Annotated in this window: 12 protein-coding genes; 5 read left to right on the top strand and 7 right to left on the bottom strand. The window is 59.6% G+C overall.

All coding sequences use genetic code 11. The features are described 5' to 3' along the window. Positions 1 to 12: 12 nt before the first annotated feature. Both AC1L34_RS02240 and AC1L34_RS02235 read right to left on the bottom strand, forming a co-directional pair. On the bottom strand, positions 13 to 450 hold the full coding sequence (locus AC1L34_RS02240; protein WP_424322083.1) for a hypothetical protein: 438 nt from the start codon (positions 448 to 450) through the stop codon (positions 13 to 15). Further along, positions 447 to 1475: a hypothetical protein gene (locus AC1L34_RS02235; protein WP_424322084.1), complete on the bottom strand. Its 1029-nt coding sequence runs from the start codon at positions 1473 to 1475 to the stop codon at positions 447 to 449. The genes AC1L34_RS02240 and AC1L34_RS02235 overlap by 4 nt, the downstream gene beginning before the upstream one ends. A gap of 513 nt (positions 1476 to 1988) precedes the next feature. On the opposite strand from AC1L34_RS02235, the gene AC1L34_RS02230 reads away from it, so the two are divergent. Next, positions 1989 to 2249, top strand: a complete 261-nt coding sequence (locus AC1L34_RS02230) for a DUF732 domain-containing protein (protein WP_424322085.1) — start codon at positions 1989 to 1991, stop codon at positions 2247 to 2249. Positions 2250 to 2391: 142 nt separating this feature from the next. On the opposite strand, the gene AC1L34_RS02225 is transcribed toward AC1L34_RS02230, so the two are convergent. After that, complete coding sequence (locus AC1L34_RS02225; protein ID WP_424325729.1) at positions 2392 to 2799, bottom strand: hypothetical protein; 408 nt, start codon at positions 2797 to 2799, stop codon at positions 2392 to 2394. Next, complete coding sequence (locus AC1L34_RS02220; protein WP_424322087.1) at positions 2796 to 5246, bottom strand: AAA family ATPase; 2451 nt, start codon at positions 5244 to 5246, stop codon at positions 2796 to 2798. The genes AC1L34_RS02225 and AC1L34_RS02220 overlap by 4 nt, the downstream gene beginning before the upstream one ends. A gap of 289 nt (positions 5247 to 5535) precedes the next feature. Between AC1L34_RS02220 and AC1L34_RS02215 the strand changes: the two genes are divergently transcribed. The 4 genes from AC1L34_RS02215 to AC1L34_RS02200 all read left to right on the top strand — a co-directional run bounded on the left by AC1L34_RS02215 (position 5536) and on the right by AC1L34_RS02200 (position 17332). Continuing rightward, on the top strand, positions 5536 to 6690 hold the full coding sequence (locus tag AC1L34_RS02215; protein ID WP_424322088.1) for a DUF6361 family protein: 1155 nt from the start codon (positions 5536 to 5538) through the stop codon (positions 6688 to 6690). Then, the gene (locus AC1L34_RS02210; RefSeq protein ID WP_424322089.1) at positions 6674 to 8440 is read left to right on the top strand and encodes a phospholipase D family protein; all 1767 of its coding nucleotides are present in this window, start codon (positions 6674 to 6676) and stop codon (positions 8438 to 8440) included. Before AC1L34_RS02215 ends, AC1L34_RS02210 begins: the two co-directional genes overlap by 17 nt. After that, entirely contained in the window at positions 8437 to 11646 is a 3210-nt protein-coding gene (locus AC1L34_RS02205) for a C-terminal helicase domain-containing protein (RefSeq protein WP_424322090.1), read from the top strand. Before AC1L34_RS02210 ends, AC1L34_RS02205 begins: the two co-directional genes overlap by 4 nt. Positions 11647 to 11917: 271 nt before the next feature. Then, positions 11918 to 17332 (top strand): DUF4011 domain-containing protein, encoded by a 5415-nt coding sequence (locus AC1L34_RS02200; protein WP_424322091.1) that lies wholly within the window; start codon positions 11918 to 11920, stop codon positions 17330 to 17332. 927 nt (positions 17333 to 18259) lie between these two features. On the opposite strand, the gene AC1L34_RS02195 is transcribed toward AC1L34_RS02200, so the two are convergent. The 3 genes from AC1L34_RS02195 to AC1L34_RS02185 are packed head-to-tail and all read right to left on the bottom strand — an operon-like array spanning position 18260 to position 22938. Then, positions 18260 to 18982: a M48 family metallopeptidase gene (locus AC1L34_RS02195; RefSeq protein WP_424322092.1), complete on the bottom strand. Its 723-nt coding sequence runs from the start codon at positions 18980 to 18982 to the stop codon at positions 18260 to 18262. Further along, the gene (locus tag AC1L34_RS02190) at positions 18969 to 22055 is read right to left on the bottom strand and encodes a type I restriction endonuclease subunit R (protein WP_424322093.1); all 3087 of its coding nucleotides are present in this window, start codon (positions 22053 to 22055) and stop codon (positions 18969 to 18971) included. Before AC1L34_RS02190 ends, AC1L34_RS02195 begins: the two co-directional genes overlap by 14 nt. Then, on the bottom strand, positions 22048 to 22938 hold the full coding sequence (locus tag AC1L34_RS02185; protein WP_424322094.1) for a GIY-YIG nuclease family protein: 891 nt from the start codon (positions 22936 to 22938) through the stop codon (positions 22048 to 22050). The genes AC1L34_RS02190 and AC1L34_RS02185 overlap by 8 nt, the downstream gene beginning before the upstream one ends. Between the last annotated feature and the right edge of the window lie 17 nt (positions 22939 to 22955).

The raw sequence follows: 22955 nt of genomic DNA, 5'->3' as shown, positions 1-22955 counted from the left end.
AGGTTGTCGGGCTTAGAGTTCCCAGACGTGATCCGGATCGCCGAGCGCCGCGCGAATCTGACCAAGATCGCCGAGATCGGCGAGCGGCGACTTCTTCGCCACATCAACCACAGCGTTTACAACTTCAGTGACCATTCGTGGATCACCGGAATCCAGCGCCCGGTCCATGCGCTCGAAGAGCCCCTCGAACACTTCGCGACGCTCCGCGAAAGCACTGTCGAAATATGCCTTCAGCACCGACTCTGCAGCCTTGATCCTGGAGACTTCCATGTGCTCAATCGCACGGATCTGAGTACGCTTCGTCTTCTCGACCTCGTGAATCTCGGCAACCTCGCGGGCCGCGTCAACAATCGAGGTCAGCGCCTCAAACCCTTGCAACGCGCTCGGCGCTTGATCCTTGGCCACGCCAATGATCTTCCCAGTCAAGCTATGGTCCGGCTCTAGGCTCATGAGTTGTCCTCCACGACTACTTGCTCTTGTGATTCAGCTTGTTTCGGTAATTCGACGAAGCTTCGGTACCGCAAGACGACTGCTTGCCCAACACCGCTGACAGCGCCGTCGTCATCGACTACCTTGACTGCGGCCAACTCGGCGACGGCCTTCGTCATCGCCATCGCCTGTTGAAAACGCTCAGTGTGGAGCGTTGGCTCAAAATCTTCAGATTCGAGTACGTCGAGTCGATCGACGGCACGAGCAGTCACGCTGGTGAGGGTGTCACTGAGTTCTTTTGAACGTTCCTCGATGACGCCAAGTTCTGTGTCGAAGGCATCCAATTCCGCAATAGCGATGGCTACCTTAGCTTCGACCTCGGTGGCAGCAGTGTCCGCCTTCGTGCCCTGGCCTTTGATGACGAGACCGGTTACCAAGAGCGCGGGTCCGGCCACCACTGCGTTCAGAGCCACCGCGCCCGCAGCCATCCCGCCGCCACCCGACGCCAGCGACCCGCCCCCAAGCCAGGCCATCGTTGCATTCGATGCGGCTGCGCCAGACAGCGAGGATATTGAGGTACCGGTACTCGCTGTAGCCAAGGCACCCACTGCAGAGGTGGTCATCGAGCCAGTGGTCGCGCCAACAGTCGCGGCACCGATGATCCCGCGCGCCCACGACGTGAGATCAGCATCGACTCCGGTTGTCGTCGCTAGTTGGTTGGTGCTCGCCGAAGTAAGTCCGTCCAGCAGAATCCGCTCGGCATCACGAACCTTGTGCTGGTTTTTGACCAGGAAGTCGCGCATACGGACCACGACGTCTTGGAATGCCTGTTCCTGCTGCGATCCAAGCTTGCCCAACCGGCGATTGGCGTCGTCGATGCGCTCGTCCGAGTCGGCTCTGCGGATCGCGTACTCCTGGTTCGCCGCTGAGATGCGCGAATTCGCTCGCTTGATCTCGACCGCACCCCTGCCTCCGAGCACGGCCCCACCACTGCCGGTCACCACGCCGACGCCTACAGCGACCAATGGAATCAATGGCAGCACCATCGAGTTCTCCTTTCAAGGACGACGACCGTCGTTGGACATCCGTGGTAGCAGCCTGACTTGGTTCCGGACGTTGCATGACAAAACTCAGGGACCACACAGAGCGTCCATCTACTTCGGCACAACAACCTCTACCTTTGGCACGGGTCGGCCCATCCCAACAGCCATTGCGTCGTCCAAACCAAGATCTATGAGTGCAATAGTGCCGTACGGGTGTGACAACGCCGCGGGATCGATCGTTCGAACGACAGGCCGATCGGCGAGCTACAACGCAACGCGACGGATACCTTCATCGCCCGTAACCGCAATCCCGAGGCCAGACCGCACTATCTGCGGTGGTCACTTCTGGCCGGGCTCGTCGTCGTCGGCACTGTCGGCGCACTGCTCCCCGACTCCGCGTTGCAAACTGTCGACACCGCTACCAGCCCCAGCAGCACCCGAGCACACACCACGCCAGGTCCCGCCAGTAGGCCGGCTTCTAGCACCCCCGCGGCCGCGCCTCTCCAACCTCCTCCAATGAACGCCGAAGACCAACGTGCGTCAACGAAGAATCGTTCCTCGCAACCGTCCGCATGCACGGCATCTCAACAGAGTCCGGTCGCGCGGGGGGTACTGCGCCCCGGCTACCAAATCTGCCACTACCTCCGCAATGGCCACACGACCACCGAAACGGTTCTCCAAATAGTGTCCAAGACCTCGACGTGGACGCTCGAAGCAGCCGGAGCCGTTGTGGGTGCCGCGACTGGAACCCTCTGCGAAGACCAATGGATCGAGTAGGTCCCAGCATTCGCGCTGATGCCGCGATTACGTCTATCTAGACGACACCCGAAACGGCCCGAATTGCGAGCCCCGCTAGTACGTTGACTTCAACGAATCCACTTCTGGCGGAGCACTTCTCGCAAATTTCGGACTGTCCGCCTCAACGCAGTGCGCCGTGGTAGCCGCGGCTCACATTCTCAGCTACCGGCCATCTCCACCGCCCCGCCGCAGACGCCGCCACTGCGACGCACAGCCCGCGCACCTCGTTCACGGTGGGCGCCAACTCGTACGCATGCTGGTGACAGCACTCGCTGAGCCGATTCCACGCATAGACCAGATCCACGCCCGGGCCTTCAGCATCGAGGGATTTGAGGACAGATGATTTGGAACGCATCGTGCCCTCGGGACACGCGGCCCCGAGTTCCGCGCAACGATCGTCGATCAGAATCTCCGCGGCCTGTCTGGCGACGAACGCTGCAAGCCGCGCCGAATTGCCGGACGCCACCGTTGACTGCCCGGAGAGCAGTCCATCAGCATGCGCCAGGAGAACCAGAGCTGCGGAGTTCACGACTGATCCAAAATATCGTCGACGGTCTTCCGCAGATCGGATACTGACGCCTTGTCGAGAATCTGACCGTTGTGCACTCCTGCTGTGCAGACCGCGATTGTCGGCTGACGATATTGGCGGTGATGCACCCAGCCGGAAATCGTCCGAGCCGGGTCGCCGTGGACCGCAAGCGCTACCCGCGAGCCTGTCTTGCGTGCTTCCAACCAGACGGCTTCAGCACGTGCGGCACTGACCCCGTCTTTCGCCGAGTCCCGGAAGTAGCGTTGCCGTGCCGCAGACTCCACCGCGAAACGGAACAATCCTGGTGCTGCTTTGGCCTTCACGACGTCACTGACGTTGTCATCCACGATGAGCGCGAATGCGTCGTCAACGTATCGATGCGCGGGCGATTCAGCAGGTTTAGCGATCACTCTTGAGCCTGGCTCGCGGGTGACTTCCACCAGATCGGCCTCCACCGACAGCCGGCGGATCGCGGCTGGTAGGCGGTCGTCGTGCGAGAAGACGATGACCTGTCGGGTCTTGCCCAATTCCTGCAGCACTGACAGGAAGCCGTCGATCTTTGCTGGGTCCATGGCCTGGATCGGATCGTCCAGGACGATGAAGCCAAACGGGCTCGACGCTACGGTGGCGCGGGGAATGAACAGGGCCAGGGCCAAAGCGTGCAGTTCCCCTTGGCTCATCACCGAGAGGATGCCGGTGTCCTCGCCTTCCACCGATCCTTGGACGCTGACGTAACGCAGCTTCGACGTCCCCGCTCCCTCCAAGGTGATGCTGCCCAGGTCGACGCCACTCTCTTGACGCAGCTGCGCCCAGATCTCGCGGGCCTTGGAAGCAACCGGCTCCAGCCGTCGAGCACGAAGGACCTCCCCCTGCTCCTTCAGCCACAACTTCGCTGCATCCAGAACGTCGAGGCGGCTTTGCTTTGTACGAGCAGCCTGCTCTGCCTGGATCCAGGCAGCTACCTCAACAGCAACCGGTGCCCACTCGTCCTCAAGTTCATTCGCGTGTTGTTCTGCCTGTTCAGCAACCGCGGCACTTGTGGTGAGGGCAGTTGGCATCGTCGTTTCGAGATGTGCAGCCCACTCTGCGCTGTTCGTCGGTAGAGCTTGAGCGCTCGCAACCGCCGACGCATGGGCGGAGCATCCGTCCAATTCGACGTCGATATCGAACGGCCGTAGGCGCGCAACAAGCTCTGATGCCGAACGCTTGGCGTTAGTGAGTCGCGTCAGCGCTTGCCTGTGCTCGACGAGCTTCGCCTCCGATTCCGCCATTGCCTCCTCGACGCGCTCACCCCAGTCCTTCGCAAGCGGAGCCTCACAGACAGGGCAGTCGTCATCTCCTGTTGCAGCGACATAGGCTCGCGCCGACCGCAGCAACTCGGTGCGGTCGGCCAGCAACTGCAACACCGCGTCCGCACCATCGGCGACGGCTCCGTGTGCGGCGTTGAGTTCCGCAGTGCACGTGACAACGTCGTCGAGGGTCACCTGTTCAGTTGCGGCGTACTCCCGCAACGATTGAATGAGACTTGTCTGGGGTGACGCACTTCCAGTGATAACGCCAGCAATTAGGTCAAGGTCAAAGGGCCGTTGCTTGATCTCGGCGTGCACGGTCCTCGCACGACCGTCGTCACAGGCCGCGATCGTCTTCTTCAATTGACGCCACATGGCGTCAGCTGTTTTGCGTTCTTCACCCGCTGCTTTTAGTGCTGCGGCGATGTACTTCTCAGCGTTGCCGATCTCGTCGAGGCCCAGGATTTTGTTGAGCGCGTCGTAGAGGGCGGCGCGCCCGTCTTCGAAGAGGCCGCCGAGCTCGTCGTAACTCAGGATGGGCCGGTAGGTCTCGGCCGGCCGAGCCCATCCCAGCGCTTCGAGAGTGGTCCGTTCTCCACCGTCGCGTTTGACCCAGCTTTCGGCCTGATCGACGTCAGTAACCTCAGCCTTCCACTTGACGCCGACCTGCAGCGAAAATGCCTCGTCGGGTGACGTGTCGGACTGTCCGGCAAACGTGAGGCCGATCGTGGCCGGATGGCCGGCGTGTTTGTTGCGCCAGGACTCTTTCCAGTGGGCGGCTTTGCCTGTCCACCGGTAGCTTTTGCCGGTGACCGCGTACTCGAACGCCTCCGCGAAGCTGGATTTGCCCGACCCGTTGCGCCCGCTGACCACAGTGACACCGGGCCGCGGATTCACCGTCAGCGTCGACTTCGGTCCGATACCGCGGAAACCTTCGACGGAAATCGATTTGAGGTAGGCCTTCAGTGGCTCGGAATCGGCTTCGCCGCCCTCGGGACGTTGTTGCACGGACTCCTCGTCACCAAGCTGTGCGGCGAGTTCCGCATCGCCCTTCATCGCTGCGGCGACGACGTACGCGACCTCATCGGGAGTCTGCGTTTGATCAAAGAGGTCCCACACCTCTTCCTCGGTTGTCCGCGCACCACTCGCCTGACTCAAAGTTGTCTCCCCTCAGTCCAATTCACTTGCTGCACCACATTGTCATGTGACACTGACAGTTTTGGCCGCTGTTCAATTTTGTCGCCACAGTCTGCAGCTGTCGCCAATTCGCTGAGGGGAAGCTGTCATCTAGACGAACGAAACTTGTGCAGATGCCGGACCCACTACCCGTACAGGGGTTGACGTCGATCGAGTTCGGGGCAACATTAATCGAGCCCCATCGTCGCTGCGGACTGAACCAAATTCGTCGTCAGTTCAGCGCCCGTCACGCCCATCGCGGAAGGTCTTCATGTCGAGTCTCGCTTGGTTGGATACATCCCCCGAGGACGAGCGCCGCATGCGAGAGATTGTGAAGCTTTTCTCGGACACCGGGACGCTCGATGATCTCGGCATCGGCCAGGTCCGCGACGCCCTCGGAGACCTTCTGTTCCCTGGGACCTCGACCGTGCATGCCCGGGCCAGGTATTTTCTCTTGGTTCCCTGGGCATTCCAGAAGGCGGCGGCCAAGCACATCGGCACCTCGGTGCGCACCAAAGCGAATCTCATAGAGCGCTCGACGATCGAAACACTTCGCAATCCGGTTCCGGAAGCGGGGATGATCGGGGCCCAGGCTGGCAAGGCTATCCAGACATTGCCATCGAGTTTGTACTGGGCCGCACTTGGGCGATACGGGATTCTCGCAGATCCAAAGGCACTCACATGGAATGTACCAATCCCGGCGCCCGCCGGATTTCCGTACACAATCGACGAAGGGTTGTCGCTGACTTCGACTGAAGCCGAGTGGCTCAAGGAACGAATCGTCATGGCTGTACCTGATTCGTACTTGGCATACCTTCTGACCGACGGACTCCTCGCAGATCCCTACGAGTTTGACGCCCCGTGGGACCATCCGACCCTGGTGACAGCCCCCAGAAAGTTCCAGGATCAAATCGAGCATGCCCGCTTGTTCTCGCTCGCCATCAACGGTGCGGCGCTGATTTATAACCAACTGATTGCCACAAAATACGACGCACTACCAGACAGCGAAGATGGCTACTCCGACTTCTATTCCGAACGCATCGAGGCATGGGTCACCGAGATGGAGGCACCCAGGAACGAGAAAGCGTTTGAAAACTGGGACCGGCATGCGTTCTGGCAGACGGTTGCCAAGGGACGAACTCTCGGGCGCCCTGTCGCACCCGGCACCCGTTTATTCATTAATAACTGGATCGATATTGTCCAGGCCAACGGGGCGCGAGCTGTCGCGACCGACAACCAGGTGCGGCGCGCCATCACAGATCGCGAACGGCAGAACAAGGGGTCTCAGTCCCGACTACAAAACGAACGGCAGCTCAAGAACTGGGGCGGTTCGTCCGGCTCGAACAGGTTGATCTATCGCTGGCCCAACGTCCAAGTTCTTCTTGCCGATATCCGAGAGGGAATCGCTGATGCTACCGCCGGATAGTAGAACCACGCTGCTGAAACAGCTTGCACCCGAACCCGGCTCCGCGATCGAGTATTTGCTCGGAACCACGTTCACTCTCGACCTAGAAAGTGCACTGCTCCCCTGTCTTGCCCTCGCAGGAAGTGCAAGTCCGGACGCAGCGGATGCCGTCGAGAAAGTTGCCGCTATAACGGCCAGCGTTCAGAACGTCGACATCTTTCACCAGGTCGGCAAAGTTTCGGTGCCGAAGGATCAGAGCCCACTGTTCTCCCTTCTTGAGAATTCAATCCACGGGATCCATAGGCCGCACGGTCTCTTCCATCCCAAAGTCTGGATCGGGCAGTACCTCACTGACGACGGCGAGCAGACCATACGACTCCTCATCTTGAGCCGAAACCTCACCAAGGACCGGTCCTGGGACGTCGCACTCTCCGTTGATGGTGTAGTCGGATCCCGACGGAATCCTATGAACGTCCCGCTCGTGAACCTGCTCGCCTATCTCGGCGACTCCAACAGCCTGCCGGAACGCACGAGCCAGCGAATCGCTAGCCTTCGTGACTTAATCCTGAAGGCCGATTGGGACTTGCCACCCGGAGCGATCGATCTCGGATTTCATGTCTACGGACTGCCTGGCCGCAAAGCACCCCAACCCGATTTCTCGGGATACAAACACCTCGTCGTGTCCCCCTTCCTTACGGATGACGGCTTCGACCGGCTAACTAACGACGCGCGCGGACCGGTTTACGTCGTCTCGCGCCAAGAATCTCTTGATGGACTGAGCACGGAGAACGCCGACTGGATCGACGAGGCGTTCGTACTGTCACCTGATGCAGGGATTTCGAGTGAGGACGAGGACGCTTCGAGCAATTCGATCCTCAGCGGGCTCCACGCGAAGTTTTACGCGGTAGAGCGCAGCAAACGGAGCCATCTATTCGTCGGATCCGCGAACGCGACTGGTGCCGCATTCACCAGCAACGTCGAAATCTTGGCCGAACTTACTGGACAAACCAAGACCTTCGGTGTTGACGCATTTCTCGGGAAGGAAGGACTCGCATCGATCATCGCGGGTACAGACATCAACTCCGGGAAGACTGACCACGATGAAGTCCAGGCGAGGCTAGACAACTATGTCCGCGTTGTCGCTGGAATCCCGTTGACTGCCACGCTCATGGCCAGCGACGAGACCGCAATGCTTGCCGTCACCAGCGATGGACCCGTTCCGACCTTTGACGAGAACGTAAAGCTGTCACTGGCACTGCTAACCGATCAGGCGGCACGGCATGAAGTTGCCTGCGGAGCTCCGGTTCGGGTCGAGTTCCGCGACCTGAAGCTAAGCAACGTCACGGCTTTCCTCGTTCTCTCTGTCGAAATTGCTGACGGCACGACGGCCAAGACTGTGCTGAAAGCTGAACTCCTAGGAGACGATCCCCGACGCTACGACTCGATCGTTACTGCCCAGCTCGATTCACCCGAGGCCTTCCGTCGACTCCTCGCCCTGATCCTGGCATTCGGCGTCTCTCCCAGCTCAGATGACGGCGCCGGCGGCGAACCGCTCGGGGGCCAAGGCACGTCCTGGAAACAGTTCGACCAAGGCCTTTTCGAACTCGTCATGCGATCGTCTGTGAGTAATACGGACGGCCTCCGCCACTTGTCTGGGGTCGTGTCGTCAATCATTGCCAAGGGCGATCCAAACAGTGTTCTGCCAGAAGGGTTTTCAGAGCTTTGGGCAGCGGTCTCAGCAGCCACACAACTGGAAGGCGTCGAAGCGTGACCGACCAAAGGTTCTCCGCCGAGCCTTACCTAAACGGCCTCCGTGAGTTTCAGCGCCGCACCGTCGACAAGGTGGTCGACGTCTTCTACCGGAGTCGGTCCGGAACCAGGTATTTGGTTGCCGATGAAACCGGGCTAGGCAAGAGTCTGATCGCCCGAGGTGTCATCGCCTCTGCGGTCGAGGAACTCCAGGACGATGACAGCGTCGGACGAATCGACGTCGTCTACATCTGTTCAAACGCCGACGTTGCCCGCCAGAACATCAAACGCCTCAATGTGCTCGGCACTCCGGTCGAAATGTCGACGAGGTTGAGCCTTCTCGCGGTATCGAGTCATCAGTTGAAGACCCCGGTGACCAACGTTGGCAAACCGGTGAATCTGATTACCCTGACACCCGCAACATCGTTCCCGGACCGAGGATGGCGGACAGGATCGGCAGAGGAGCGCGCCCTTCTGTTTGTGATCCTTCGCGACCATATGGGGCTGAACATGAGACGGTCTGAGGAAACCGCCGCCCTTCGAATCCTGAAAGGTGGCATCGCCACGAAGGAACGGTTCCAGGACCGCATCGCGATGTTTGAGTCGCGATGGCGAGACGGTTCCGACGGAGGAGGCTACCTCGCCGAGGTTGTTGTCGAAAAATTCCGGGAACTTGCCAGGCAACATGAGCATGGGCAGCAATCAGTCCTGGAAGCATTCACCTCATTGATGGACCAAACTATCGGCAAACGAAGCATCCCTGGCGGTGACTCCGCAGCCGCCAATGTCGTGATTGGCCTTCGCAAGACGCTGGCAAGGGCTGGTGTGGAAGCGCTCGAGCCCGATCTGATTATTCTCGACGAGTTTCAGCGTTTCACCGACCTTATCGGCGGTGATCGACCCGTGAGTGAGCTAGCTCAGGAACTCTTTGGTTACGAAGGTGCTCGAGTTCTCCTGTTGTCCGCAACACCGTACAAACCATTCGACCTGGATGGGACGATCGATGGCAACCAAAGCGGGTCGGGCTCTCATCGCGATCAGTTCGAAGACACCTTGAGATTCCTTTCCGGCCCCGCGACTGGCTCGTCGTCCGACGACCGTGTCGCAGAGATCGCGCGGCTGCTCAATGAATTCCGCCAGTCCGTGACGTCGGAAGCCGATCCGCATGAGATCCGGGATGAGCTTCGCGAACGTCTCCTGTCGATCATGTGCCGGACTGAGCGCCCCTCCAATGTGACCGACTCCATGGTGCGCAAGGTGCACGTTCCCGCAGCTGCGGTGTCGATCAAGGACGTCGAGCAGTTCATCAAACTCACTGAGTTAGCACGGCTCGTCGACAGCTCGTTGCCGATGGATGTATGGAAGTCGGTCCCCGAACTGGTCCACTTCATGGATGCCTATCAAATTGGAAGGCGGACCCGAGACCATCGTGGTGATCCTGAAATTGCGGCAAAGCTCAAGGATCTGCAGAAGCTGGATCTGCAGGCACTAAAGCGGTTCGAGGAACTACCAAATGTGAATCCGCGACTCCGTGCACTCATCGACGAAACCACCGGCCATGGTTGGCAGGAACTGCTGTGGGTTCCACCATCGCTTCCCTACTTCACGCCCGCAGGCGCCTATTCGACCGTCGATGCACAAGCGATGACGAAGAAGCTCATCTTCTCTGAGTGGTCAGCGACGCCGACGGCCGTCGCCTCGTTACTGAGTTACGAAGCGCGGCGGCGCATCGCTCGCAAGGCTGGTCTCGGACACGAGTCGACTAACTGGCGCCTGCCCCTGAAGCGGGGCGATCTCTCCTCGATGATGAACTTCATCCCGTTCCTACCAATGCCGCAGATCGCGGATCAGACTGATCCGTTGCATGCCGCGAAGGTGACCGCAAGTCCCGCCGACCCCGGCTCAGCGGTGCAGATCGTTGCGGCATCCCTTCGCGCGAAGCTACCCAAGAATGCAGTTGAGTCACGGAGTCCAGAGTTCGCCGATCTTGTGTGGCGGTGGCCCCTCGCACTTGAAGGTGCCGGCTTCAAGGAATTTACAGGCAGTTCCACGGGCGAGTTCGACGCAGCTAAGTCAATGGGAGCAGACCGTCGGAAGGGGACATCTCCCGGCGTGGACACGGTCAGCGACTCCGACTCTGCGTCGGCAATCAGCGGCTACCTCGAAGCGGCTGTCGAGGCCAGCAGCGCGGTACCTCTCGACTTGGATCAACTTCCTCCTGCGCTGGCAGAGCGAGTCGCCAATCTGGCGATGCATTCGCCGGCCAACTGTGCTTGGCGATCATTAGGGCGTCTGGACGTCTCGACGGACGCGGTGTCCCGCGCTGGGAAATGGAGGGCTGCCGCTGTCCTGGCATCGGGGCTGCGGACGCTCTTCAGCCGTCCGGAGACCGGCATGATTCTCGACGGCCTGTATCCCGACAGCAGACCCTACTGGGAGAAGGTGCTTCAATACTGCGCTGACGGCAACCTTCAGGCCATGCTCGACGAGTACATCTTTCACCTGACTGCTGTCGAAGGCGACGCCATTGTCGACGACGAGTCCTTAATTGCCGTTGCGACCGAAGCTGCGCAAGCGATGCGCCTTCGTGAGGCGACCTACGAGGGTAAGGATCCAATGGACGGGAGCTCCATACCGTTCCCCTGCCGATTCGCACTTCGTTACGGCGATGCAAAGGTCGAGGAGGGATCGCTTCGTTCGTCTGAGGTTCGTGAAGCATTCAACTCCCCATTTGCCCCGTTCGTCCTCGTCACCACGAGCGTGGGCCAGGAGGGAATCGACTTCCACCCGTGGTGCCACAACCTAGTTCACTGGAATATCCCTGCGAGCCCGGTCGACTATGAGCAGCGTGAAGGCCGAGTCAACCGTTTCCGTGGTCACGCAGTTCGACGCAACATCGCACATACGCACGGCAGCACGATGCTCGGGGCAGCGAATCCCTGGCTGGCCGCATACAGCCTCGCGAAGGCGGACGCCCCCTACCAGGACGCATTGCCGGGTCTCGCTCCCGACTGGGTATACCCGGGACCACACCAAGTGATCCGGGAACTGATGCCATACCAGCTCAGTACAGATGAGGCGCGGATCGACCGCGTCCAAAAAAGAGTCGCGTACTACCGCCTCGCATTCGGTCAGGCCCGCCAGGAGGACCTGATCTCAGTCGTCAGCGCCGCGGGCGTTACCGACGACGAGGCAGAGCGATGGCGGGTCGACCTGGCGCCTGGATAAGTGAAGCCTAACGACGCTCGGGCACGTGCGGTGAACATTTAAGCTCCATGACCTGACGGATTATCGGGCTTCACCACTCGACGAGCCCAGGCATCCTTTCACAACCTTGACCCAATTTGCTCTAGTTTTGACAATTCTGACCCAAAACAATCGCAAAATCACCCGTTCGAAGGAATGGCCGAATACCCGCATTCAAGAATGTCAGTACCCCCGGCTAGCATCACGAATCTAAACAATTTGGCTATCACCAAAGATCAAGAATGGGGCACCAGTGGACGACGTCCAGGCAGCACTGAAGACGTGGCGCGACGGTCTCGTCGGACTGACGCGTACGAGTCAATTGATTGGCTTTAAACCACGAAAGACGTCGACGCTTCGAATCGACAGCCCAAGCCCCGACCATCTACTGGAAGCACTCCGTACGGGCACAGACCAGCGCCTCGTCGGAGACCTCGAGCCCGACGCTACCGACGGCACTAAGAAGCGCCCTTCCAATGCACACTTCCACTGTGCACGGCCCGACAGCGAGGTCGGCACAGTCGCTCGTTCGCTCATGCGCCGTGCGAGCTCCGACTACCTCGAACGTGGCGTATCCATCCTCTACATGTCGTTCGGACTGCTCGAATGGAAAGACATCGACGACAAGGACATGGTGTCGCCAATTCTGCTGCAACCGGTCGAATTGCACTCGCAAGGACCTAAGGCCACACCAACCATCGCGGAAGGTGACGACGGTGCCGTAATCAACCCCGCGCTCCTGCTGCGCCTCAAGGAATTCGGCATCGAACTTCCAGAAGCCGAGGACTTGGATAGCGAGAGCGTCACCGACGTCCTCGATCTTGTACGGACGAAGCTCGAGACCGCGGATGATGCCATCAGCCAATGGACGATGACAGACGATACCTATCTTGGAACCTTTTCATTCATGAAGGAGGCCATGTTTAGGGACCTCCAAGATAACGAAGCCGCGGTCCTTGCAAGTCCCCTGGTGCGAGCCCTCGCAACGTCGAACCCCAAAAAGCAGACGGCGGCATTTCGGTTCAACGCCATCCCCTCAGCCCAGATCGATGACCATTTTTCACCCGAGGTGACTCCGCTCGTCCTTGACGCCGACTCCTCTCAGCGTGCCGCGATCGCGGCCGCGCTGGCGGGGAAGTCCTTCGTCCTGGACGGGCCTCCGGGGACAGGCAAATCACAGACGATCGCAAACATGATCGGCTCTCTGGTTCACGCCAACAAGAGCGTCCTGTTTGTGTCCGAGAAGATTGCAGCGCTCGACGTGGTTCGTAACCGGCTGGCTGACGCAGGTCTAGCAAGCTACCTCCTCGAACTCCACTCGCATAAGGCCAGTCGCAAGGAGGTCGCCGTCGAGCTGATGAACACGTTAGACAACACTGTGCGGCCACCTCACGGAATGACACGCGGCGAGCGAAATCGGATCCGGCAACGCCGTGAGCAACTCAATGCCTACGCGGCAGCAATGAATGAGGTTCGGAAGCCGCTCAGCTTGGCGCTGCACGATGTGATTGGTAAGCACGACTTGCTATCAGATTCGCCAGCTGTCCCCGCCCCAGCGACCGAGCCACTCACGTTGAGCCAAGAGGACCTATTTGTAGTGGAGGAGACGCTAAGTCAGCTCGGCCGAGCTTGGCGTCCAGCGGTTCAGGGCGATTCGTTCACTTGGCGCGACGTCATCGTCGAACACCCGCTTGAGACCCAACTGGCGAGGGCGCTCGATGACCTCAGTGTCCTGCAGTCAGCGACATCCGTTAATGAAGCCCTAATGCGAGCCTTCAATTTGTCGCGGCCATCGGATGCACGGATGCTAGACGAGATCATCGGGCTTGCCACCCAGGCTGTCGGCGGTGAAACTTCGATGGGATGGTTGTCCGTACGGGACACCGAACCCATCAACACCTCGTTGAATACGCTGCGCCAGTTGGTCAGCGCCCGACGCAAATCCATCTCGACAGTCGAAGCTCTGATCGGCGGACAGTCGTGGACTTCAATTCCACAACAGGATCAAATTCCGCCGGAACCTAACCCGCTCCAGCTGACGCCAGCGGCGGTCCCGTTGCATACGCTGTCGACAAGACTCCTGACTCGCACCGCCAATACATTTGACAGCGACGCCGTCATGCTCGAAGACCATCGTCAGGCGCTGCAGGCAATCGCCAGCGAACTTGGACTGCCCACTGACATTAAGTTCTCGAGCCTTCCGCAAATGAGGGCGCTCCTCAACCTCAAATCGCGAGCGGTTCGGCTTGAGTCGACATGGTTCACTCCATGCGGACTCGAAGCTGCGCGTGCTGCAGCGCGACGGCTCAGCGCAAGGACGATAGAGCTTCGAACTGCCGAAGCCGCAGCGGCAAGCATGTTCACACCATCATCACTCGATCAGCCTTTGGCCGAGTTACAAGACCGGTTCCAGAACCTCCATCGCGGTTTGCGCAAACTCTCCGGAGCCTACCGGACCGACAAGCGCGCGCTCGCTGAAGTCTTGGTCGATGCTTCGCAGGTCAAGGTTGGAATCTCACGCCTCGACGATGCACTTCGGTGGAACCAAACGAGGACAGCATTCACGGTAGAAGCTGCAGAATCTAGTCATGCCCTCGGCCAGTACTGGGACGGCGCGAATACCGACTATCAGGCTCTTGATGTCGCGCTCAAAACTGTCGACGAGATCCTCCGTTACACCGGCGCAGACGTGCATCCGCGAACAGTCCAGTACTTCACCGGCGCAGGTTCGAGCGAGCCATATTCTAGCGTTCTCGGCCAGGCAGAAGCCGCCTTCGAAGCGTGGCGACGCACCCTCGCTGACCTCCCCACGCCGGCAGGGCGCCCTGCCCTCTATTTGGGCCTCGTCGAGGATGCAAGGACCTGGTTGTCGGCGAACGCCGAGGTCATGCGCGCTGCCGCAGCTCGAACAAGCGCAATCGAGGCTGCCCTCAGCGGAGACTGGACCCTGGGCAGCATCGCTGAGCTTTATGACGCACTCGGGCGTGCGCACGAGCACGATCAAGCGGTTTCCCAAAGTAAGCCGAAGCTCAGTCCGCACCTCGGGGCCTACTTCCGCGCCGAGGACACTCCGTTCGACGAAGCTCAGGACGCAATCGACTGGGTCGATCGATTTCGTGAGTTCACCGGGACGCCCCTGACCTCGGAACAGATTGAATCAGTGGCAAGTGCACAGCCAGCCGATAACTTGATCATTGCAATCGAGAACTGGGAACGCTCGAGTCAACGCATTATCACCTCGTTCGACGAGACAAGACAAGGCGAGATCGCCAGCGAACTCGACCATTACGAGCTGGGTCCGGAACTCCTTGAGGACTTAAAAGGCGATACCCGGGGGCAACTTGAGTGGTTCCAGTACGCGGCCGCTATGACAACCTTGAACAAGTTCGGCCTCGTCCCCGTCGTTCAATACTGCGCGAGCCAACGCTACGACGAGACAGTCATGCAAGGCGCAATCATGCGTTCGCTGTACGGAGCATGGATCGATTGGGTCTTCCGCGAGGACGACCGCCTGAATCCTAAACTAGCCAAAGACCGTACCGCTCTCGTTGAAGAGTATCGCGCCCTTGACCGCGACCTGACCACCGCCGCGACATCAGAAATCATCGAGTCTGCAAACGCCCGCCGAGCGACAAATAGCTCGTTCGGCGAACCCGGCATAATCCGTCGCGAAGGCGCGAAGCAGAAGAAACACAAGTCGGTGCGCGAACTGATGAATCTCACTCAAACAGTCACCCCGAGCATCAAACCAGTCTTCATGATGTCGCCTCTCGCTGTATCGCAGTTCCTGCCGCCAACTATGAAGTTCGATGTCGTCATCTTCGATGAGGCCTCTCAGGTGACACCGGGGGACGCCATCAACTGCGTATACCGCGGTGATGCCCTGATCCTCGCTGGCGACGACAAGCAGTTGCCGCCCACCTCCTTCTTCGCGCGTACAACCGACGACGAGGAAGACCCTGACACCGACGTCGCGGACTTCCAGTCGATCCTCGAGTTAGCCAAAGCATCGGGGGCACTCCAGAGCATCAGCCTCAATTGGCACTACCGATCACGTCATGAAGACTTGATTGCATTTTCGAACTACAAGTTCTACAGCGGCAAACTCATAACGTTCCCCTCTGCGCGCGCACAAGGATCCGACGTCGGAGTGGAGTTCTTCCACGCGGGCGGTACGTATCAGCGCGGTGGAGGTGCAATCAACCCGGTCGAAGCGCAGAAAGTCGCGCAAAGGGTCATCGATCACTACTCGACTCGACCTGACCTTAGCCTCGGCGTGGTGACATTCTCCGTGGCCCAAGCGGATGCGGTACAAAGGGCAATCGACGACGCCCGCACAGAGCGGCGCGATCTCGATGTCTACTTCGATACGGACGACCGACTCGATGGCTTTTTCATTCGCGCGTTGGAACAAGTACAGGGAGACGAGCGCGACGTCATTATCTTCTCGGTCGGGTACGGCCCAGATGAAGCTGGCAAGATCTCAACAAACTTCGGCGCATTGAACAGGGACAAAGGCTGGCGGCGACTGAACGTTGGCATCACCCGTGCCCGCCAGCGCGTCGAAGTCGTTGCATCGATGCACGCCCACGACATTCCTCCATCAACGAATGAAAATGTGGAGTACCTCCGTGCGTATCTCGACTACGCGGAGCGCGGACAGAAGATCCTCGCGGTCCCCTACTCCTCGACTGGCCTCGATGCTGAATCTCCGTTCGAGGAGTCGGTAATTGCGGCGATCCGAGGTTGGGGGTATGTCGTCGAACCGCAGGTCGGTGCGGCTGGCTATCGGATTGACATCGGAGTACGTCATCCATCGCGACCTGGAGCCTTCGTCTTGGGCGTGGAGTGCGACGGATTCCAATACCACTCAGCGCAGTCCGCACGCGACCGTGACCGGCTTCGCGACCAGGTCCTCACAGGCCTCGGATGGACCATGCATCGAATCTGGGGCACCGCCTGGTACCGAGATAAGCAGACCGAAGAGGCACGGCTGATCAACGCAATCGAGACTGCGATCAGAGAGCCAGAGAGTGCAGAACCGAAACAATTGCCGACGGTCGTGCGCGCAGAAGTTGAGACCGTAGAGACAATGGTTGTCGACATCCCTTCTTGGGTCATCGACTACTCGGCAGCGCCGGCGCAGAGTCTCCACTGGCGCGTTGAAGTCGGCGCTGCAGGTAGTCACCGTGACTTGATTGAGCCGTTAACGACACTGGTCACGCACGAGTCTCCTGTCCACATTAGTGTCATTGAGGAGCGGATCCGAGACTGGTGGTCGATTGGCCGAATCGGTCCGAAGATTCGACGAAACCTCGACTTGGCGTTGGAAGCGTCTGAGCTCATTGCGGACGGCGACTTCTACATTGCCCACGATTCGGAAGCTGTATCCGTACGTGGACCTGGCGAGTTTTCGAGGAAGGCAGAACATGTGCATGTCAGTGAAATCAGCCAGGCTATCACTCTCCTAGTCCGCGACGTGGGCTCACTTCCGCGACCAGAATTGATCACCGCGGTGAGGCAGATTTTCGGATGGAACAGATCCGGCGTCGTCGTCACCCGCAGGATCGAGGAAGCGCTCAAGTCACTCGTCTCAGCTGGAACAGCGATTGAGCAAGGCGGAGTTATCAGCGAGGCACAATCCGAGAAGCTAGCCAGCGCCACTTAACTCAGTTCCCACTCGCCAGTCTGCGGGATTATCAAAATTTCTTGTGCCCGAAATTCGGCACCCATTCTCGGTACCAGACACTGGCGGAGAATTTTCTATCAGGCCATTACAAACGACCATAAAAGAAAGGAACTCGACCAATACAGAAGTCCACTATCACCGAATCCCTCTCCGATAATTTCGCCATAGCGCCACCGAAAGGAATTCGCCAGATATTAATCGTAAAAATCCGACACGCAATCAGCTAATCAATCAAGAGTGAGGACCGACCTGAATGAACATTGGACTACTTCGACCCATCATTGAAAATTTCGATCGAACGGACTGGATCGAGTCCATGAGCGGCCATACCTAGACGCAGCGCTATTCAATAGCGGCGTATAAGAAGAATATCAACATTACCCTCCAGTGGGATTTCCCGTTTGAGGACTCGACCAAATTCGAGGGCGGCTTCGACAGCGACGTGTGCCTACTTTGGGCTGGGTCACCCATCCAACGGGCAAGCTATCATTACACCGAGGATTTCAGTCTAATCATTCCCGCGTGGATTGATCACAACGACGAGAGGGTTACATACAAGTCCAATATTGACCTGGTGCGCGCGGTACACGCACTAAGTCTGGAAGAATATGACTTCGACAAGGTCGTTCAGCGATTCGGGATCACGCATTTGGACATGTCCGCACTCGAGTGATTCGTAGCACCTTTGCTACCTTGATCGCTCCACACCAGGAGTGGCCCGCGGCCGCAGTAGCTTATCTCCTGCCCAACTCCGCTACACCGCGAGCCGCTCCGCCAACGGGTCCCAATGTCGGGACCCAAGACTCGGAATACGGCCTCGCACGGTCGTTGCGCGGCGAGTTCCAATCTGTGAACGCCCGCGCGATCCATCGATGCGTCGGTCGAGCCAAGCCCCTGCTGATTGCGTCATGCCCACAACTCCTCGGCGAGCGGCGCCTTGTTTAGTTGGTCTCGCCGGCTGCGCCAATCGGGCAAATACTTATCCATCAGACTGGTGAAACTCTCGCCGTGGTTGCGTTCGAAATAATGGGTCATCTCGTGGACAACGATGTATTCCAGGCAGTCGGGGTGCTTCTTGGCTAGTTCGGCATTGAACCAGATATGTCGACTCTCGCGGTTGCAGGAGCCCCACTTAGTCTTCATGCGCCGAATAGTCCACTTCGGGACCGTCGTGTTGAGCGTCTGCTCCCACTTGGCGATGAGCTCAGGAATCGCGCGCCGAAGCTGGTCGCGGTACCACCGGTCGAGATAGTCACGCCGCTGCTCTGCCGAGGTCTCGGCGGGCGCGTAGAGCACCAGCCTCTCGCCGTCGATCTCGAAGTGAACCCGACCTGGCCGCTCGACGACCTTGAGTCGGCGACGAACGCCCCACACGTAATGCGACTCACCGGTCACCATCTCGCGCTCGGTCTGACGTTCGGCGGAGCGCAGTTTGTCCCGCTGCCGCTTGATCCACGACAGTCGCTGAATCACGGCCAGGCGGACCGCATCGTCATCAAGTCGATCGGGTGCCGCAACTCGCACGCGGCCCAGCGGTGGATAGACGCCGATGTGCAGGTTCTTGATGTCTTTGTAAATGACGTCGATGTCGATGCCGCGGACGGTGAGGTAGGCGTTAGCGGTACTCATCGCGCGCCTTCACTAGTTCAAACAGTTCGTCGAGCCGACCGAAGCTGTCGGGCAAGACCCGGCTGATCGCACGGCGGACGACCTTCTCCTTCATCGTGTTGCCGACCCAGTCATACGGCTTGTTCCTCAGGATTGCAGTGTCGACCCGAATCGGCGTGCCCGGATCGGGCCAGCCGAAGTCAACCAGGGCGCGTCGTGCGCCGTTGTCCGCCCAGTCTGGATACTTCGTGTCCGACTCCTTGACACCGAGTTGCTTGGCGGCGTCGAGGAGCTTGGCCAGATACTCCTGGTAGTCGATAGCTTGCTGGCGGCGCTGTTCGATGATGGCGTCGAGCAGTTCGCTCATCTTGTCGTAGTACTTCGGGTTCAACGCGTGCTCGTCGATGATCACCTTGCGCATGTTGTTGGTGATGGTCTCGGCGACCGCCTCGGGGTCCTTCTTGATCCCGGCGGGCAGCTTGTCGATCGCACCAGCGCCGAGCCTGACGATCAGGTCAATCAGACCCGTGTCTTCGAAGTTGGAGACAACTTCGGAAGCGCCGGCCTGGATGTAGGTGTCGAGCAAGAACCGCATGCCGGCCTCGTACTGCTTGAAGTCGACATCCTCACCCGCACCGAGCTTCACCTCGGCACGCACGTCGACGTAGTGCGCGATCTCCTTCTTGATCGCCTCGGCCTCAGCCACGCTGTAGCCAGCGGCGGCCATGTCGTTGGCGAGGTTGGCGTAGGCACGGGTGACGGCCGCGACCGCCTTGTACAACTCGACGCGCTTCGGCTCGTTGGCCTTGAGCTGTTCGGCGTTGCCCTGCTCTACCGCGCAGAAGTACTGCTGGTACTGCAGCGTGTTCTTCGGTGGCGCAACAGGTTCGACGAGAGCGCGGATGCGTTCGAGGGCTTCGTCGAGGTTCTCGCGGGCCTTCTCGATGCGGTCAGTGAGCAGCCCCTCAATGTCACCCTTCTCGTACCCGTCCAGCGCACCTGAGGTGTAGTCGCCGACGGCGTCTTCGATGGAGTTGAACAGATCCTGGTAGTCGACGATGTAGCCGTAGTCCTTGTCGTCGCCGTCGAGGCGGTTGACCCGGCAGATGGCCTGGAACAGGCCGTGGTCGCGCATCTTCTTGTCGATATAGAGGTAGGTGGCGCTCGGCGCGTCGAAGCCGGTCAGTAGCTTGTCGACCACGATCAGCAGTCGCATCTGGCCAGGGTTCTCGATGAACTGGCGTTTGACGGCCTGCTCGAACTCCTCGACCTTGTTCACGGCGGTGTCTTCTGGTTCGTCGAAGTAGTCGGCCAGCATCTTGCGGTAGATGTCGTACTGGCGGATCTTCTCGGTTTTGCCGGCGCCGGAATCTTCCTTGGCGATATCGCTGGCGTTCGGGGTGTAGCTGGTGACAATGGCGCACTTGCCCTTGAAGCCGGCCGCGACGAACATCTCGTAGAACTTGCAGGCCTGGTAGATGCTCGAGCCGACGAGCATTGCATTGCCGCGCCCGTCCATCAGGCGGGGCTTGGTCTCCATATCGAGCAGGATGTCGTTGACGATCTGCTTGGCGCGCGGCTCGCTGGAGACGACCTTCTGCATGGTGCCCCAGCGCTTCTTGAGCTCGGCCTTACTGAGGTCGGTCATACCCTTGGTCTTGACCTCGAACCACTTGTCGACCTGTGCCGGGCTGGTCAGTTCCTGGTCGATGTTGCGAGCTTCGTACTGCAGGTCCAGGACCACACCGTCAGCCACCGCTTCATCGAACTTGTAGGTGTGGATGAACGAGCCGAAGGTTTCGATGCTGGTGGCTTTGTCGGCCTTCAGTAGCGGAGTGCCGGTGAAGCCGATGAACATCGCCTCGGGAAGCAGCGTTTTCATGGCGGTGTGCATCTTGCCGGACTGGGTGCGGTGGGCTTCGTCGACGAAGACGAAGATGTTGCCCTTGGCCTTGAAGTCCTTCGGAATGGTGGCGTGCAGTTCTTTGATGAAGTCGGCGGTCGCCTCCTCGTCTTCACCGGCGCTGTCAGCGGCGCGGAACTTGTGGACGAGAGAGCAGATCAGCCACTGCTCGCTGGCGTTGAGCGAGCTGATGAGATCGGCGCCGCTCTTGGTGCGGTAGATCTGCTCGTTGACGCCGTTGAAGACCTTCTCGATCTGGTCGTCGAGTTCGGTGCGGTCGGTGATCAGCAACACCCGGGCGTCGGGCTGGTTCTCGCGAATCCACTTAGCCAGCCACACCATCGTCAGCGACTTACCCGAGCCCTGGGTGTGCCAGATGATGCCGCCCTCACGCTTAGCGATGCGCTCCTGGGCAGCCTTGACGCCGAAGTACTGGTTGTGACGTGGGCCCTTCTTGACGCCCGCATCGAAGACAATGAAGTTGTGGATCAGTTCAAGCAGACGCGGCTTGCTGCACATCTGCAGCAGCGCCCGGTCGAGCGGGTCAGCGACGTCGGAGGATTCTTTCCACTCCAGCCAGTATTTTTCGGGAGTGTCGATGACGCCGTAGCGCGCGCCCTCGACATCGTTGCCAGCGAAGACGAACTGCACGGTCGAGAAGAACGACCGGATGAATTCGGGCTTCTGGTTGCCAATAGTCTGCCGGATGCCTTCCGAGACAGCGACTTTGGAGCGCTTGAGTTCCAGCGTGGCGAGGGCCAGGCCGTTGACGTAGAGCACCACGTCGGGGCGCTTGGTGTGTTGGCCCGCGATGGTGACTTCCTCGACGACAACGAAGTGGTTGGCGTCGGGGTTCTTCCAGTCGATCAGCCAGACGGTTTCGGTCTGCTGACCGACCCCAGGCTTGACCTTCACGCCGTAGCGCAGCAGCCCGTAGACGTCCCTGTTCGCTTCGTAAAGGTCGTGGCCGGCACCGACCGAGGCGGCTTTGCCGAGCTGGTCGAGGGCACGGTTGATGAGGTTGTCGTCGTAGCCGCGAGCGCGCAGGTTCTGCGTCAGTAGCTCGGTCTCGACGTTGGCGTTGCCCTCGCGGTACTCCCAGTTGCCGAGGTACTCGTAGCCGAGCTGGTCTCGAAACAGCGCCACCACCCGGTTTTGCGCCTTTCGTTCAATCTGTCCTACATCACTCATTGGTCACCTCCTGCTTCATCGCCTCCTCAACTCCTTCGGTTTCCCACTGTCCATAAGTTCTTCGTGCACCTTGTACCAGCCATTCGGTGCGGCCGTTAGCACTGCGGCCGGCCACAATGGCGGCGGCTGCGCTCGGGCTGGCAAATACGTGGTTGCGGGTGAAGCGCATCGCCGATCCGTCGGGTGTGGGCACGAGTGTGCCGTCCTGCTCCAGCTTCGTCCGCAGGCTGGTGTAGCTGTGTCCCTCGCCGCCCGTCCACTTCGGCCGGGCGCTGGAGCCTTCGATCACGGTGAACTCGCCGTCGACTTCTTGTGCGGTTGCGGTGATGCCGGACTTCTTCAGCGTCATCTCGAATACCGGCGAATCGGTGCGCGTACCCGCTACCTCAGTGTGCGGCACTGTCGTGGTCGTCGTTGGCGACCGGAAGAGGTTCACCCCGAGCACTGGCAGCACGATCTTGGCCTGCTCGATGAAGTACTCCATGTCCGACACATCGGCCTCGGGCAGGACGATCGGTGGCGGCGTGGTGCCGTTGGTGAGCCTCGCCCGGCTGGCCTGCAGCGCCAGCGTGATAAACCGACTTTCCAGGTAGCGGGCGTGCGCCTTGGTCAGGTTGGTGTCTTTGCTGGTCAGCACGATGGCTCGATCCCAGAAGTCTTTGCCGTTCTGGTCTTCCGAGCGAGCGTGCTGATACAGGCGCTTACTGACATCGTCACCTTCGCCGATGTAGGCCAACTGGCCACCCAGGCTGCTCGGATCATCGCCGAGCAGGATGTAGATGCCGGTGCGAGTCGCCTCAGGACGCTTCAAGAGCGCCGCCAGGTCAGAACGCGGTGCGGCAACGACATGACCAGTCCAGTTCATGATCTCGGCCGTCAGCAAACCACCAGGCGTGCCGT

The organism is Gordonia sp. 34D, from assembly GCF_056682775.1.
The sequence above is the reverse complement of the archived record's forward strand: the minus strand, read 5'-3'. Positions and strand labels throughout refer to the sequence as shown.